The sequence below is a fragment of the Paenibacillus profundus genome, from assembly GCF_021369635.1.
GTDB lineage: Bacteria > Bacillota > Bacilli > Paenibacillales > Paenibacillaceae > Paenibacillus_B > Paenibacillus_B profundus.
In genome coordinates this window covers 268,300-283,524 of sequence record NZ_JAJNBZ010000005.1, presented here as the reverse complement: position 1 = coordinate 283,524, position 15,225 = coordinate 268,300, and the positions used below count along the sequence as shown (strand labels likewise).

At 50.6% G+C, this 15,225-nt stretch carries 15 protein-coding genes; 12 read left to right on the top strand and 3 right to left on the bottom strand.

The window, feature by feature from the left end:
- The 9 genes from LQV63_RS10080 to LQV63_RS10040 all read left to right on the top strand — a co-directional run.
- Nucleotides 1–792 (top strand): DUF5643 domain-containing protein (locus tag LQV63_RS10080; protein WP_233696585.1); only part of this gene is annotated, 792 nt, incomplete at its 5' end.
- A gap of 104 nt (nt 793–896) precedes the next feature.
- Nucleotides 897–1,889 carry a hypothetical protein gene (locus LQV63_RS10075; RefSeq protein WP_233696584.1) on the top strand — a complete coding sequence of 331 codons (993 nt, stop codon included), beginning with the start codon at nt 897–899 and terminating at the stop codon, nt 1,887–1,889.
- 557 nt (nt 1,890–2,446) lie between these two features.
- On the top strand, nt 2,447–3,352 hold the full coding sequence (locus LQV63_RS10070) for a transposase (protein WP_233696583.1): 906 nt from the start codon (nt 2,447–2,449) through the stop codon (nt 3,350–3,352).
- A gap of 468 nt (nt 3,353–3,820) precedes the next feature.
- A complete protein-coding gene (locus LQV63_RS10065) occupies nt 3,821–4,999 on the top strand; it encodes a Gfo/Idh/MocA family protein (RefSeq protein ID WP_233696582.1) in 1,179 nt (392 codons plus the stop codon).
- A gap of 53 nt (nt 5,000–5,052) precedes the next feature.
- Complete coding sequence (locus LQV63_RS10060; protein ID WP_233696581.1) at nt 5,053–6,318, top strand: glucuronate isomerase; 1,266 nt, start codon at nt 5,053–5,055, stop codon at nt 6,316–6,318.
- A 16-nt stretch (nt 6,319–6,334) separates the two neighbouring features.
- Nucleotides 6,335–7,105 carry an SDR family oxidoreductase gene (locus tag LQV63_RS10055; RefSeq protein WP_233696580.1) on the top strand — a complete coding sequence of 257 codons (771 nt, stop codon included), beginning with the start codon at nt 6,335–6,337 and terminating at the stop codon, nt 7,103–7,105.
- 41 nt (nt 7,106–7,146) lie between these two features.
- Nucleotides 7,147–8,007 carry a sugar phosphate isomerase/epimerase family protein gene (locus tag LQV63_RS10050; RefSeq protein ID WP_233696579.1) on the top strand — a complete coding sequence of 287 codons (861 nt, stop codon included), beginning with the start codon at nt 7,147–7,149 and terminating at the stop codon, nt 8,005–8,007.
- A 23-nt stretch (nt 8,008–8,030) separates the two neighbouring features.
- The gene (locus tag LQV63_RS10045; RefSeq protein WP_233696578.1) at nt 8,031–9,104 is read left to right on the top strand and encodes a Gfo/Idh/MocA family protein; all 1,074 of its coding nucleotides are present in this window, start codon (nt 8,031–8,033) and stop codon (nt 9,102–9,104) included.
- A 30-nt stretch (nt 9,105–9,134) separates the two neighbouring features.
- Nucleotides 9,135–10,205 (top strand): mannonate dehydratase, encoded by a 1,071-nt coding sequence (locus LQV63_RS10040; RefSeq protein ID WP_233696577.1) that lies wholly within the window; start codon nt 9,135–9,137, stop codon nt 10,203–10,205.
- Between the two features lie 67 nt (nt 10,206–10,272).
- Here LQV63_RS10040 and LQV63_RS10035 read toward each other — a convergent pair whose 3' ends face one another.
- The 3 genes from LQV63_RS10035 to LQV63_RS10025 form a co-directional block, all read right to left on the bottom strand.
- Complete coding sequence (locus LQV63_RS10035) at nt 10,273–11,517, bottom strand: MFS transporter (RefSeq protein ID WP_233696576.1); 1,245 nt, start codon at nt 11,515–11,517, stop codon at nt 10,273–10,275.
- A 164-nt stretch (nt 11,518–11,681) separates the two neighbouring features.
- Nucleotides 11,682–12,278, bottom strand: a complete 597-nt coding sequence (locus LQV63_RS10030) for a TetR/AcrR family transcriptional regulator (protein WP_019422870.1) — start codon at nt 12,276–12,278, stop codon at nt 11,682–11,684.
- Nucleotides 12,279–12,407: 129 nt separating this feature from the next.
- Nucleotides 12,408–12,563, bottom strand: coding sequence for a hypothetical protein (locus tag LQV63_RS10025; RefSeq protein ID WP_233696575.1), 156 nt, complete (start codon nt 12,561–12,563; stop codon nt 12,408–12,410).
- A 95-nt stretch (nt 12,564–12,658) separates the two neighbouring features.
- On the opposite strand from LQV63_RS10025, the gene LQV63_RS10020 reads away from it, so the two are divergent.
- The 3 genes from LQV63_RS10020 to spoIIM all read left to right on the top strand — a co-directional run bounded on the left by LQV63_RS10020 (nt 12,659) and on the right by spoIIM (nt 15,201).
- Nucleotides 12,659–13,246: an NUDIX hydrolase gene (locus tag LQV63_RS10020; RefSeq protein ID WP_233696574.1), complete on the top strand. Its 588-nt coding sequence runs from the start codon at nt 12,659–12,661 to the stop codon at nt 13,244–13,246.
- On the top strand, nt 13,234–14,481 hold the full coding sequence (locus LQV63_RS10015) for an endonuclease Q family protein (protein ID WP_233696573.1): 1,248 nt from the start codon (nt 13,234–13,236) through the stop codon (nt 14,479–14,481). The genes LQV63_RS10020 and LQV63_RS10015 overlap by 13 nt, the downstream gene beginning before the upstream one ends.
- Before the next feature lie 90 nt (nt 14,482–14,571).
- A complete protein-coding gene (gene spoIIM, locus LQV63_RS10010; RefSeq protein WP_019422866.1) occupies nt 14,572–15,201 on the top strand; it encodes a stage II sporulation protein M in 630 nt (209 codons plus the stop codon).
- Nucleotides 15,202–15,225: the final 24 nt, after the last annotated feature.

The window sequence follows — 15,225 nt, the reverse complement described above, 5'->3', positions numbered from 1 at the left end:
ATGGTTCATTTTTCCTTGCCAAGGGTTGCTAAGAACTTTGATTCAACTTATATAGAAGACATGGAAAATGAAAGATTTGAGTTCCGTTTTCCGGTTAAAAAGATTGCTTCCCGCACCCTCACGCCGAAGATAGAAAAGCAACGGGGCGAGGAGAAAATTGCGCTGGAACAAATCGAGATATCGGAAGCTTCCACGCGTGTGGTGCTGGCGTTTGATCATCCGGTCAATGAGGAAGATGGCACCAGCTACCTGAAGGACCTGAAGGTCGCAGTGTTCGATGACCGGGGGATTGAGCTTGAGCCAATAGGAGCATCCGGCACAGGCACGCGTATTGATACTATGTTGTACAATACGTTGAATAAGCATTACGCGCCTTTCCAGCGAATGCCGAAATCCATTACGCTGCGGCCGTATTACGATGAGTTCAAGATGAAAGAGATTAAAACGAAGGTGGAAACTGTGCCTACGGAAGATGCACCGCTCGTTCTGGATCAAGGTCCGGCTGGACACCTGGAAGTGTCACGCATCGAGTATAAAGATGATAAAACACTGCTCTATTACCGCTCGTTCGGAGATGAGCCTTTCCGCAACAGTGGACAGTTGTTAATAGAGGATGAGGCAGGAAATAAATATCATTATGATAAAAAACGGATTGAAGATCCGGAAACGTACAGCTTTGTTGCCGAGTACCCGGCGTTGAAGCCTGATGAAAAGCTCACGTTCATCACAGATGAAACCCCCGCGACGAAGTACATTGAGGAATTTGAAATGACGATCCCGATAACAGAATAATTCGAGGTTTAAAGCGACATAAAAATTTTTCTAATAAAATGGAACCGGAATTGAAGATGAATGATCTAACAGAGTGAATCTTGTATTGATGGAGGTACTTACTAATGAAACCATTTAAAATTTCCATGTTATCTATATCCGCAGCAGCGCTTGTGATAGCGTCCATACCGGGGCCTGTTACTCATGCAGCAAAGGGAAGTACGCAGCAGGAACAAGCCCAAGATATGAAATTTTCGGATTTGGATCCCAAAATACAAGAGACTGCCAAGAAATGGGTTACAGATTTGTCCGGAAAAAACATGGAGTTTGCCAGAGTGTTGAATCAGGATGGTGTATGGGTTATTGAATCTAAGGATGGAAAAAGCCAACTCTCCATTATCAAGAAAACGGGAGAAATGGAATATGTGAATATTTTCCTAACCTTTGACCAATTGGATGATACCTGGAAAAACAAAGCAATGACCGCACTTAAAAATATGGCAGGCGAACGTGAATTTAAGGTCGAACGCGTCGATATCAACCGACATGCCAATGACAAAGAAACAAGAACCTCAATGGGCGGTAAAGGCTTCGCGGTGTCCTTCACGGATTCGAGCCAGGTGGTGACGGTGGAGTATCCTATCAAGGAGGTGGACCGTTCCGTACTGCAAACGGTAGAACAAGCGCTTAAGCAATTTACGGGCGGGACAGCGCACAAGCTGACGAGCGCTACTCGCTATGATATTAATATTAACGATCCGAGAGAACAGGCTGACATATGGAGCCTATGGGGCGGAGATAAAAAACAAAGCTTGTATGTTCAAGTCGGCGCAAAAACAGGTAAAGTGACGCAAATTAGCGTGACGAAAGAAGAGACACCCGAAAAAGACAAAGCTTATGGCAGCCTAAAAGCAGACAAGGTGAAGGCGGCGGCGGCACCGGCGGCGAAGAAAATGTTCGGCATTGACCTGAAGGATTATGCCATGGAGCAAACCAATAGGTACGAAAACCATTTTGTTTTTGCGAAAAAGGGAAGTCCAACGTTGGAGGCGCGAATTGATTTGAAAGGGAATTGCTACAGCTTGGCAGTTAAGCCGGCTAACGGCAAGGTCGAGTAAATACAGTCTAAAGGGGCATACGCCAGCATGAAGACGGAAAGGTCAAAGAGTCGGTATCCATGAAGGCAAAGATGGTATTTGACATCGATATAGTTGTAATTACCGAGTAAGTTTTCGTATTGTATATTGCTAATCCAAGAAATTATACAAAGGAACTGGTGTGAGCCAGTTCTTTTTTTATCAAGTCCTCAGTTCCGTTTGTGCTCTTAAGCACGCTCCACCCTGTCTTGATGAGCACTTTTGCCCACTCACCCCAAGATTCAGATTACACGATGAACGGCATGTAGGGGGAGCAGCGACTGCAATCATTGTTCTTTCATCAGATCCACAGTAATTGTTACTTCTATCTATGCTCTCGAGCGCCCACATCCATGTCATAATGGCTCTTTTGCCCATTCTACCAATGACTCAGATTACGCAAAAAATGACTTGTGAAATATGACTTGTTAAATGGAATACGTATTTTTGCAGCGGATTTGAGTTGAAACTCTTTGCTTTGTTTGTTATAATTTGTATTTAGAACAAATGTTCTTATTTTTTTTTGGGGGGTCTGGACTATGACGGGGCAGATGTCGTTTGCGACTTTGGAACAGTTGTTGGCGCATTTTCATTCTGAGGAGTCATGTGTGAATGAGGTGTATCGGAGAAAGTGGCCTCAGGGCTTCGTCTGCCCTCGTTGCGGCCATCGTGAGGCATATACGATACGCTCACGCAGGCTGCCGCTTTATGAATGCTGCTCTTGCCGTCATCAATGCTCTCTCATTGCCGGTACTGTCATGGAAGGAAGCCGGACTGCTCTCAGAAAGTGGTTAGCCGCCATCTGGCTTATTTCGAGAACAGATAAGGGCATTAATGCGGTGCAGCTCAGTTCGCTCATCCAAGTTACATATAAGACCGCATGGGCAATGTTGCATAAGCTTAGGGCTGTTATGAGTGCAGCCGATGCCGAGCGCCCGCTTGATCAGGACGTTCGTGCGGCCTTGACCAGTTATGGACCACCTTTCACCCCGTTATTTGAGTTGCATCCCAAGGAGCATCCGTTTTTGATAGCTGCCTCCATGAACAATCCAGACAACATCCCCATCTATGTAAAAATGAAACTCGTAATACGTGAACATTTGTCCTATAAGAGCTTGGTGTGTGCGGGGAGAGGAGCATTTGTCTCACAGCACGTATCTTGTCATGCAAGCAACATAGATATCATGAATCACCCGTTCCGTTTTCGCAGACCTAATGCGCTACGTTATATCGCCGACCAGGCCAAGGCATGGATCAATAACACGTTTCACGGCTTAGGCGGGACCTATTTGCAAGCATATTTGGACGAATACTGCTACCGATACAATCTTGAATCTCAAAACGTATCGATCTGGGAGCGGTTAGCAGATCACTGTCTGTCTATCTCTACAGCATTATCATGGCGATGCCGCGGAAGAAGTGGAAGAATGGTTTTTGCTGCATGATGCTTTTTCCCTGTAGTTGATATGAAACTGCTATGCTTAAAGACATGTATTTCGATATGAATATAGTCATTTATTTATGGTTCCAATAAATAAGCACGCTTTGTAAGTAGTGTTGTATGGCGATACATAAAATTCAAGATTATCTTATCGCAGGCAACCGTGAGAATATGCTCATTTCAGATAAAGAGTGGGTAAACTCAAAAAACGGGTGATATTTCGATAGTTTATTTTCTGAATAGTTGGGATAGTGGACAAAAGGACCTTTTGGCAAGCCCTTCACGGGAGAGGGGGCGCCATGATTTTCAGAAGAGTCGTGGGACAGGGGAAAAGCCAATCAGAGTTAAATAGACGTTTAAAAGGACGCAACTGGATGTAAGCGTTCGCACATTATTGGTGGTAAGCTACTATCGAGTCCTAGCAATATTACAAGCCAAGAGAACAATGACAGCCGTTCAAGGAGGCAGAAGCATGCAAAAGGTTCGAGTTGGAATTATCGGTTTAGGCAATATGGGCGCCGCGCACGCAGCGTATTTGGCAGCCGGACAGGTGGAAGGGGCAACTCTTGCAGCGGTATGCGACGCGATACCATCGAAGCAGGCGTGGGCTTTGGAAAGCCTAGGGGATCAAGTTGCGTTCTACGAGCAAGAGGGCGAGCTGTTCTCATCGGGTCTCGTGGACGCGGTCCTCATCTGCACGCCACATTATCATCATCCGGCATCGGCGATCCATGCGCTTCAGCACGGCCTGCATGTGCTCATCGAGAAGCCGGCTGGTGTCTATACGAAGCAAGTGCGCGAAATGAATGAAGCAGCCAAAGCAAGCGGGAAAGTATTCAGCATTATGTACAATCAGCGGACCAACCCGCTGTATCAGAAGCTTCGTGAATTGGTTCAGAGCGGCGAGCTTGGTGAAATACGCCGCACGAACTGGATTATAACGAATTGGTATCGCTCGCAAAGCTACTATGACTCGGGCGGATGGCGCGCGACGTGGGCCGGAGAAGGCGGCGGTGTCCTCATTAATCAGGATCCGCATCAACTGGATCTATGGCAATGGACGATTGGCATGATGCCGGTTCGCATGCGTGCGTTCTGCCGTTTCGGCCGGTATCGCGACATCGAGGTGGAGGATGACGTCACGGCATATGTGGAATACGAGAACGGCGCCAGTGGCGTGTTCGTCACGACGACTGGTGAAGCGCCGGGGACTAACCGATTTGAAATAACAGGCGACCGCGGCAAGATCGTAATTGAGGATGATCGCATGACCTTTTGGAGACTCCGCACGCCGGAGCCTGAATTCAACAAGGATTTTAAAGGCGTCTTTGGCCAGCCGGAATGCTGGAAATGCGACATCCCGATCCACGGCCAAGGCGGTGCCCATCGCGGCATAACGCAGGATTGGATCCATGCGATCCAGAAAGGCACGCCGCTATTGGCGCCCGGGGAGGAGGGCATCCATGGCTTGATGCTATCGAATGCGATGCTGCTGTCCACGTGGACGGATAATTGGGTATCGCTGCCTATTGACGAGGAGTTATTCTACAGCGAGCTGCAGCAGCGAATCGAGCAATCGAGATATCAGGCTGATTCATCTAACTCCAGCGATGCAACAGTAGCCGATATGAGCAAGACATTTGGGTCATAATGGATTGACATTTACGCTATGATGAATTTGCTCCTCGAAAGGACGGTGCCGCTTTGCTCGCCCAAGAAGAAGGCTTGAGAAGGCTAACGCACGAAGTCGTGCAGCAATGTCCGGTTACGGATATGCATACTCATCTATATTCGGCTGATTTTGATTCTTTATTGTTATGGGGAATTGACGAGCTCTTAACCTATCACTATTTGATTGCTGAAATGTTCAGGCATTCCGATGTGGACACGGATACGTTCTGGTCATGGTCGAAGCAGGAGCAAGCCAATCATGTGTTCCAGACGCTATTTGTAGAGCGGACGCCGATTAGTGAGGCTACGCAGGCGGTTGTGGGCGTCTGTCAACGTCTGGGCATGCCGATCCTGTCCAAAGACATTGACGAGCTGCGAGAAGCATGGGGCAGCCGGAAGCTGACAGAGCATATCGATGATGTGCTTCGCATTGCCAATGTGCGTTATATCGTCATGACCAACGATCCGTTCGATTCACTGGAGCATCCGGTATGGATGAATGAAGGCGTATCCGATCAACGCTTCGGGGCAGCGCTTCGGATAGACTCGCTGCTGCTTAATTGGACATTCGCCAGCAACCGAATGAAAGCTCAAGGCTATACGGTGACGGAGCAGTGGACGGATGCGAACAGGGACAGTCAGCTTGAAGAGACTAGACGCTTCCTCCGGGATTGGGCACGGCGCATGGATGCGCTGTACATTGCCGCTTCTTTGCCGGGAACATTCGATTATCCGGCGGACGATTACGGCACAGCGGTGTTGGAAGAAGCGATTCTTCCTGTATGCAAGGAGTTGAACCTTCCGCTTGCGCTTATGATCGGGGTGAAGCGGCAGGTTAATCCGGCGCTCCTGCTGGCGGGCGACCGTAGCGAATGCGCGGATATCAATGCGCTGGAACGGTTGTTGGTCCGACATCCGGCCAACCGGTTCATGGTCACGATGCTGGCGCGCGAGAATCAGCATGAGCTGGCGGTGCTTGCGCGCAAATTCCGCAATGTGCTGCCGTTCGGCTGCTGGTGGTTCCTCCATATCGAGTCCATGATTGATGAGATGACCCGGTTCCGGATCGAGCTGCTCGGAACGTCATTCGTTCCTCAGCATTCCGATTGCCGGGTGCTGGAGCAGCTCATTACGAAATGGTGCTATTCCAGAACGATTATCGCCAATGCGCTGGCGCATAAGTATATCCGGCTGCAGCGGGAAGGCTGGCAGGTGGAACGGCACCATATCGAACGTGACGTGGATGAATTATTCAACGGCCAGTTCTGGAAGTTTGTCGGCAGGGAACGAAAAGATTGACCTTAGGAGGGGTGGCATGTCATCACTTTTTGACTTGCGCGGCAAGACGGCGGTGCTCTTGGGCGGCAACAGCACGCTAGGGCGCGCCATGGCGGAGGGGCTTATTGCCCACGGCGCCAGAACAGCTATCGTCGGCCGCAATGCCGATACCGTTGCGCAAGCTGTGGAGCAGCTCACGGAGCTGGGTGGGGATGCGCAGCCGTTTCTGGGCGACGTTACCCTCGAGGCGGATCTAATGCGAGTTCATCGCGAGATTATGGAGCACTACGGGCGCGTCGATATCTTACTCTATTGCCCAGGCGTGAATAGCGCAACGCCTTTTTTTGACATTGAGATGGAAGAATGGGAACACATCATGAATGTGAATGTGAAAGGAGCGGTTCGCAGCTGCCAGCTGTTCGGGAAATCAATGACGGACAGCGGCTTTGGCGGTTCCATCATTCTTATTTCTTCGGTATCGTCTGATCCGCCATTATCCAAAGTATTTTCGTATTCGATGTCCAAAGCGGCGATTAACAATATGACGCAATATCTCGCACGCGAGTTTGCACCGCATGGTGTCCGCGTTAACGCGATTATACCCGGTTTTTTTCCGGCGGAGCAGAACCGCGCCATCCTGGCGCCGGAGCGCGTTCAGTCCATTATGAGGCATACGCCGCTGGGACGCTTCGGGGATCCAGATGAGCTGCAAGGGGCCGTCGTCTGGCTGGCATCGGAGCGCGCTTCGAGCTTCGTTACCGGTTCGCTTGTGCGGGTAGACGGCGGCTTCGGGGCCATGACCATTTAGGTCATGACGAAATAGTTCACTGAATATAGGAGGCTAACATAATGAAATGGTCATTATTTACGGTTGCGGTACCTGACATTTCTGTATTTGAACTACTTCCAATTGCAAAAGAAGCGGGTCTGAACGGCATCGAATGGCGCTGCTGCACGATCGCGCCTGAAAACAAAGGCAAGCCGTTTTCATTTTGGGGAAATCACCAATGCACCATCGAACCGGATGCTGATATCTCGCTGCTGCAATCGCTGCGCAAAGAAATGGATGATCATGAGCTGGCCAATGCAGCCGTCATGCCTTATTTGAAGGTAGGGGATATGGATGCGGCGGAGCAGGTGCTGCGCATTGCGCATGCGCTCGGCGCCCCGAAGATGCGTATTGGCGTTCACGGCTACAATCGTTCGAAGTCCTATAACGAGCTCTATGACGAGCAAGTAAAATATATGGAGCAGCTGATTCCGCTGCTGCGGAAATATGAAATGAAAGGCTTGGTCGAGACCCATCATGGAACGATAGCGGCCAGTGCCAGCGCAGCGTATCGGTTAGTATCGCATTTTGATCCGCAAGATGTCGGCGTGCTGTTCGACCCGGGCAACATGGTCTTTGAAGGCTATGAGAACCATCGTATGGGACTTGAAATATTGGGGCCTTATTTGGCTCATGTGCATGTTAAAAATGCCGATGTCGCTCCGGAACGGGACGATTCTGCACCGAAGCTGGTCTGGTCGCCGCCTGAGGAAGGCTTCGTTCGTTGGCCGCAAGCGATGGCTGATTTGCAAGCGGTGGGATATGACGGATTTTGCGGTGTGGAGGACTTCAGCGGGACGCGAAGCTCCGTGCAGATGATTCAGCATTTCGTGAGCTGGATGAATGAATTGTCGAAGCAGACGACCTCACCGGCGACATAGCAAATAGATGGAGGCCAACCAAAATGAACCGACAAGACGGAATGCGTTATGCCCCGCAAGGCAAACCGAATCCGGTGTGTGATGCTGGACAGTTCGTGTTTGCAGCCATGGCGCTGGAACACGGACATATATACGGGATGTGCAACGGATTAATCGAGGCGGGCGGAACATTAAAGTGGGTGTACGATCCGGACCCTGCCAAGGTGGAAGCTTTCGTCAACGCCTATCCTTCCGTCCGGCGGGCCCGCTCCGAAGCCGAAATATTGGAGGATAGCGAGGTGCAACTCGTCGCGGCGGCAGCGATTCCATCCGAGCGCTGTGCTCTGGGGCTGCGGGTGATGGATCACGGCAAGGATTATTTTACCGATAAGACTCCGTTCACCACGTTGGAGCAATTGGCTTCGGCGCGGCAGAAGGCAGAACTAACGGAGAAAAAGTATATGGTGTACTACAGCGAACGACTGCATGTAGAAAGTGCCGTATATGCTGGACAACTGATTGCACAAGGAGCGATCGGCCGAGTCATTCAAGTAATGGGAACCGGACCGCATCGTTTGAATGCGCCGTCGCGCCCGGGATGGTTTTTTGACAAAGAGAAATATGGCGGCATTCTGTGTGACATCGGCAGTCACCAGGTTGAACAATTTTTATATTTTGCCGGCTGCCAGGATGCGCGTGTGCTTCACAGCAAAGTTGCGAACTATGCCAATAAGAGCTACCCGGAGCTGGAAGACTTCGGAGATGCGACGCTTGTGGGGGACAACGGGGCGACCAACTATTTCCGCGTGGATTGGTTTACGCCTGACGGGCTGGGTACGTGGGGGGACGGTCGAACGATTATTCTAGGGACGGAAGGCTATATCGAGCTGCGTAAATATATCGATATTGCCCGCTCCAATACGACCGACCATGTCTACATGGCGAACCATGAAGGCGAATATTATATACAGACCGCAGGGAAAGTCGGCTTTCCGTTCTTCGGACAGCTCATTCTGGACTGTCTGGAACGAACGGAACTCGCGATGACGCAGCAGCATGCATTTAAGGCCGCCGAATGTGCGTTGCTCGCTCAAGCCCAAGCGGTGCGTGTCGAATAATGACTTCATTTTCCGGGAGGTGGGGCACATATGGAATTAACGTTTCGCTGGTATGGGGAAGAGGACCCTGTCAAGCTGGAATATATCCGGCAAATTCCTGGCATGAAGGGCATCGTATCTGCTATTTACGATGTTCCTGTCGGAGAAGCGTGGAGCCTCGAACGCATCACAAAACTGAAGCATACCATTGAAGGACACGGATTGAAGCTGAGCGTAATCGAGAGCGTGCCGGTGCATGAACATATTAAGCTGGGGCTGCCGACGCGGGAACGCTATATTGACAATTATAAGGAAACGTTACGGAATCTCGCGCAGGCTGAAGTCGATATCGTATGCTACAATGTGATGCCGGTCTTCGATTGGACGCGTTCCAGACTCGATTTTCCGCTGGCTGACAGATCAACAACGCTCATTTATGAAGATGAGGTCGTGACGCAAATGGATCCGGTAACCGGTAAGCTGCGTCTGCCGGGGTGGGATACCAGCTACAAGGATGGCGAGCTGGAACTGCTGTTTGCACAGTACCATGAGTTGAATGAAGAGGATTACTGGGTGAACATCGCGTACTTCGTTGGCGAGATTATGCCGCTCGCCGATGAGCTTGGCATAAGGATGGCCGTGCACCCGGACGATCCGCCATGGCCGATATTCGGATTGCCGCGCATTCTAGGGAAAGAAGCGCAGTTCGAACGTTATCTAGCTTTGCACGATGGCCCTTCACACGGGATGTGCTTCTGTACAGGTTCACTGGGTTCCGATCCGGATAACGATCTGCCGGGAATGATTCGCAGAATAGGGAGTGAGGGACGCATTCACTTCGTGCATGCGCGCAATGTGAAAGTAACAGGACATCATTCCTTCATGGAGACGGCACATCTGTCAGAAGAAGGCTCGGTAGATATGGCCGAGATCATGTGTGCACTCTCCGATATCCGTTATGAGGGACCGTTGCGCTCCGACCACGGCCGGATGATCTGGGGGGAGACCGGGCGTCCGGGCTACGGACTGTATGATCGCGCCCTTGGCGCCGTCTATTTGAACGGATTGTGGGAAGCGGTCACGAAATGCCGCAAGCAGGAAGCGGCTGTTGCTTCACGATAGATAGAGAGCTTGAGCTTGGGTAGAGAGAAACCAGGTCATGGATGCTCTCTGCCCAAGCTTTTTTATGTTATACGCCGGCCGATTCTAATTGCGCATTTTGAGACTCGCTGGGATGGAGCTCGAGTTGGAAGCAGAACAAGACACTGAGAGCAATGAGCAAGGCAGAGCACGCAAAGACTGCAAAGAGTGACGTATATTGCATCAGAAACCCGCTAACCGAGGAACCGATCAGGATGCCGGCTGTAAATATTGGTGTGATGATGCCGTTGACGCGTCCGATATACTCGTCAGTCACAAGGGTAATGAAAAAGGTGCTGATGACGACTTGGAAGAACGCCATAATAAATCCGACAAGGAATCGCAGAGAACCGGTAAGCCAAGCGAAAGTAGACCATACTTCAAAGAGCGTGGCAGCGGATAAGATCAGAATGACGAAGCACATAATGGCACGCCCATGGCGGCGAACAGCATTGCCCATCAGAACGGCGATCCCAACGCCGGCGAACAGGCCGACGCCTGCAACGGTTGCAAACCACTGTAGCTGCTCTTTTTCCAATCCCAGCCTCTGTGTGATTAAAAACACTTCCATGGGCTGTATCAAGCCCACACCCAGACTAATCAAGCCGTACATGAGCGCAATGTTGCGAAGATTGGCGTGTTGTATGACATAGCGCAGACCATCTTTCATTTCTCCGATGATGCGGGATGGTTCGTCCTTAGGCTTTCTCGGACTGTGCGGCAGTGAGAATTGTATCGCAGCAGCGAGCAGAAAAATGAACATGAGCACAGTAAGAGACGTTTCCACATGAAAGGTCTGATACACAAAGGTGCCTATAATCGGCCCGACGATAAGGAACAACGAGCTCAGGCTTTGTCCGATGCCGACGGCGGCAGTAACTTGCGCTTCCGGAACGTGGCGCTTGAACAGCACCGTCGACGAAGGGCGCGAGAACTGGCTGACCATGGCGGAGACAACCGTCGCTACGAAGACGGACTGCCATATACCAGACTGCATGCAAATAAGGATCAGGCCGATGGATAAGGCGCTTAATATATCTCCTGTGATGACCGTTCGCTTCGGGTTCCATCGATCGGCCAATGTTCCGCCGATGAACGAAAACAGAAAGATAGGCAAATACTCGAACACGGTTATTAATGAGACGGCGACGGGATTGTGGTTCGTCATCTCCATCACATAGAACAGAATGGCTATATTTCGAATCCAAATTCCCAGTTCCTGCAGTACATCCGCAGTCGTAACGACGAGAAATACGCGGTTACGCCATAGGGGAAGCGCGGGGGAAGCGCTCATATGATATCTCCTCCCATAATATTAAATAATTAATCCGACCAGTCGGTATGAATATATTGAAAAAGGAAGGAACGGGTTACCGTTCCATTTCGTCACCAGAATCGTAAATTTACCACCGATCCGATGCAGAATGATTACTAGTCTATGCGTGTACCGCAGAAAGGTTATTGCACACTTATCCCTTGCAGAAAGATACGAATCGCTTTGTCATACAGTTCGCAAATCTCCTCTTCAGGTCGCCCCTCCATAAAGGTAATTCCCAAACCGCCAAGCATACTATAAAGAATCAACGTAAGGTCTTCCGTATTCGCGCGCGCAAATTCTCTCTTCGCCATTCCTTCCTCTAACAATTCGGAAATGATTGGAAATGGCCTGCGGGATATTTCAAGCATCACATCGATGATGTTCGTGTCGGATCCGCGCGAGAGCATGAATTCTTCGCTCGCTTTCATAAGCGGACTGTTGAAATCCTTCGCATAATGCTCAGCGAGCAGAATTAGCTTGTCGGTTGCGCTCATGGCAGGCTCGACGGTTTCATACCATTTCTCATTCCATTGTTCCATATCCATTTCATGCAAGTAGATGAACAATGCCTCTTTATTTTTGAAGTGGTAGTAGATGCTTCCTTTGCTCACACCAGATTGTTGGCATATCTGATCCATCGAGGTGGCTTGGTACCCTTGCTGGATAAAGAGTTGTTTTGCGGCCGCGCCAATCGACTTCTTCGTCTGTTCAGCTTCTTCCGCCGTACGCCGCGCCATAGGACAATGACTCCTTCTCAATATGTAGTGTGTGGATTAGATTATTAGACTAACTGGTCGGATTAATCTTTTGATGCGATTATATCGTTGAAGGAAGAGAGATGTCAACAGGAGGAGAGGGGAGGGCTACTATTTTTTCTTGTGTACGCGTGTCGCTTGCTTCTGCAATGTATGAGAAAGGAGGGAAGACTGGCCGTCACGTATTAACAACCGCCGCAGCTCCGCAGTAATTTCATAGCCTTTTCCTACAAACAACAAATCATGCTTGGAAACATATTGTTTCATTATTATCGTTCCTCATTTCATATCGGACAAGCCGTTTTGGTATAATGGGTATGTTCTGAAGAACGGATTTATGTATACAAAGGAGTGGCTGACTAATGATTGGCTCGAAGAATGACAGCAAGCAGCCGAATGGCGCGAAGTTCGAAGAAGTTACATTAGAAACGAAACCGATATTTGACGGGAAAGTGATTTCGCTGCAGGTAGATACCGTTAGTCTGCCTGATGGGACGACAGCTACCCGTGAAATCGTGCGTCACCCGGGAGCCGTTGCCGTACTGGCGTTGAAGGACAACCGCATGTTGGTTGTGGAACAATACCGCAAGCCTCTGGGCCGAACCCAGATAGAGATCCCTGCAGGCAAGCTTGATCCAGGAGAACAGCCTGAAGCGGCAGCACGCCGTGAACTCGAGGAAGAGACAGGCTTCCGGGCACAGTCGCTCATTCCGCTCGGAGCATTCTATACGTCTCCAGGCTTCGCGGATGAGATTATTCATCTCTATGCGGCTGAAGAACTGGTGTCCGGCGAAGCACATACGGATGAAGACGAATTTCTTGAAGTGGGCGCCATGACGTTAGAGGAAGCGTATGCGGCGATGCGTGAAGGAAGCATTAGCGACGCGAAGACGATCAACGCTATCTATGCTTGGCATCTGCGCGAGCTTACAGGACAATGGCCGAAGTGAAGCCGATGAAGGATACAGCGCTGCATGAATGGAGTGAACGACATGAATCTTCTTCACTCGTGACCATGTATGGGGATTTCCATATTCACATTGGCAGCACCTCGCGCAATCAGCCGGTCAAAATGAGCGCCAGCCGCAGCTTGACCTTCGAAGCGATCGCCAAGGAGGCAGCAGAGCGGAAAGGACTTCAGCTGATCGGGATTATTGACGCTCATGCGCCTGGAGTTCAAGACGATATTGCCAGTCTGCTTGATCGAGGCGAGATGGAGGAACTGGCGGACGGAGGGATTGCATACAAAGGAACGACACTGCTTCTCGGTACGGAATTGGAGATTCGGGAGGAAGGATACGGAATGGCCCATGTCCTGTGCTTTCTGCCGAGTTTCAGCGCCATGCGGCACTTTTCTGCATGGCTCTCGCCCTATGTGACCAACATGAGCTTGTCCTCGCAGCGGGTATATGTATCCGGGCGTACCTTGCAGGAACAGACAGCCGCTCATGGCGGTATCTTTATTCCAGCACATGTATTCACACCGTATAAGAGTGTTTACGGCAATTGCACCGACCGGATGTCGGATGTGCTGGATATGGAATTGATCGATGCGGTCGAATTGGGCCTAAGTGCGGATACGGACATGGCGGGATGCATTTCGGAACTGGACCGCTACACGCTGCTGACGAACTCGGATGCGCATTCCTTAAGCAAAATTGCGCGGGAATATAATGCGCTGACCTTGGCTGCGCCGACCTTTAAGGAATGGGCGCTGGCGCTGCGTCGTCAGAATGGACGCGGCATTCAAGCCAACTATGGCCTGAACCCCCGGCTTGGCAAGTATCATCGCACCTCATGCGTCAAATGCGGTCAGGTGATTGCCGATAAAGCGATGGAAGCGAAGCTGGCATGCGCCTCATGCGGAAGCACCCGATTCGTGCAGGGCGTGTGGGATAGGATTCAGCATATTGGAGATCGCGAACAGTCTCTCGTACCTGCACATCGACCGCCCTACATTATGCAAGTGCCATTGGAATTCATTCCAGGGGTAGGGCCGAAGACGATGGCGAAGCTGCTGGAGCGGTTCGGCACGGAGATGGCCATTCTCCATCAAGCGACGGCAGCGGAACTGGAGCAGACGGTAGGCGGGAAGACCGCTGAGCTGATCGTAAAGGCTCGGAGCGGGCAGCTGGCGCTGCAGAGCGGAGGCGGCGGCACGTACGGCAAAGTGATCGATGCATAAGCGGCAGCCGTTATCATAAATGGACGGGCTTCTGCATAGAGTGGATCGACTGGAAGATTCGCAAGCTGCTTGTGAAAGGAGTCATCCCCTATGAAGCCATTAGCTCATTCATTGCGCGCACAGCTCCACCTTTATATTTTCGTATCGGTCCTGTTTCTTGTCGGCGTCGTATTCGGTGCCCTGCTGGTCAATGCGTTAACCTTGGAGCAGCAGCAGGATATCGGAAGCCATCTCGGGCATTTTTTCACGACAATCGATCAGAACGGAACTTCGGCGAATGGCGGGGAAGCTTTTCTTGATTCGGTATTGTTCTATTTGAAATGGATCGCCGTAATAGCGTTGCTCGGCATTTCCATTGTAGGATTTCCGCTCGTATTGGTGCTCGTGTTCGCCAAAGGCGTGTTCGTCGGGTTCACGGTCGGAACGTTGGTCGGACAATATGCTTGGAAAGGCGTCTTGTTCGCCTTTGTGTCGGTAGCCCCGCACAACATGATTGCTATTCCATTAATTATGATTGCAAGTGTCGCATCTATGGCACTTGCCATGCACGTATTGAAGCACAGGCTATTCATGCCCAAGCTGCAGTCGCTGCGGGAACCGATCGGCCGTTTCTTTGCGTTGCAAGCGTCCGCAGCGCTTGGTATGGGGGCTGTTGCCGCCGTCGTGACCTGGGTATCACCCGGATTAATGAAATGGGCCGCGCCTTTTCTAACCGGGTAAGCTAATGCACAGTGAAGAAGAAAA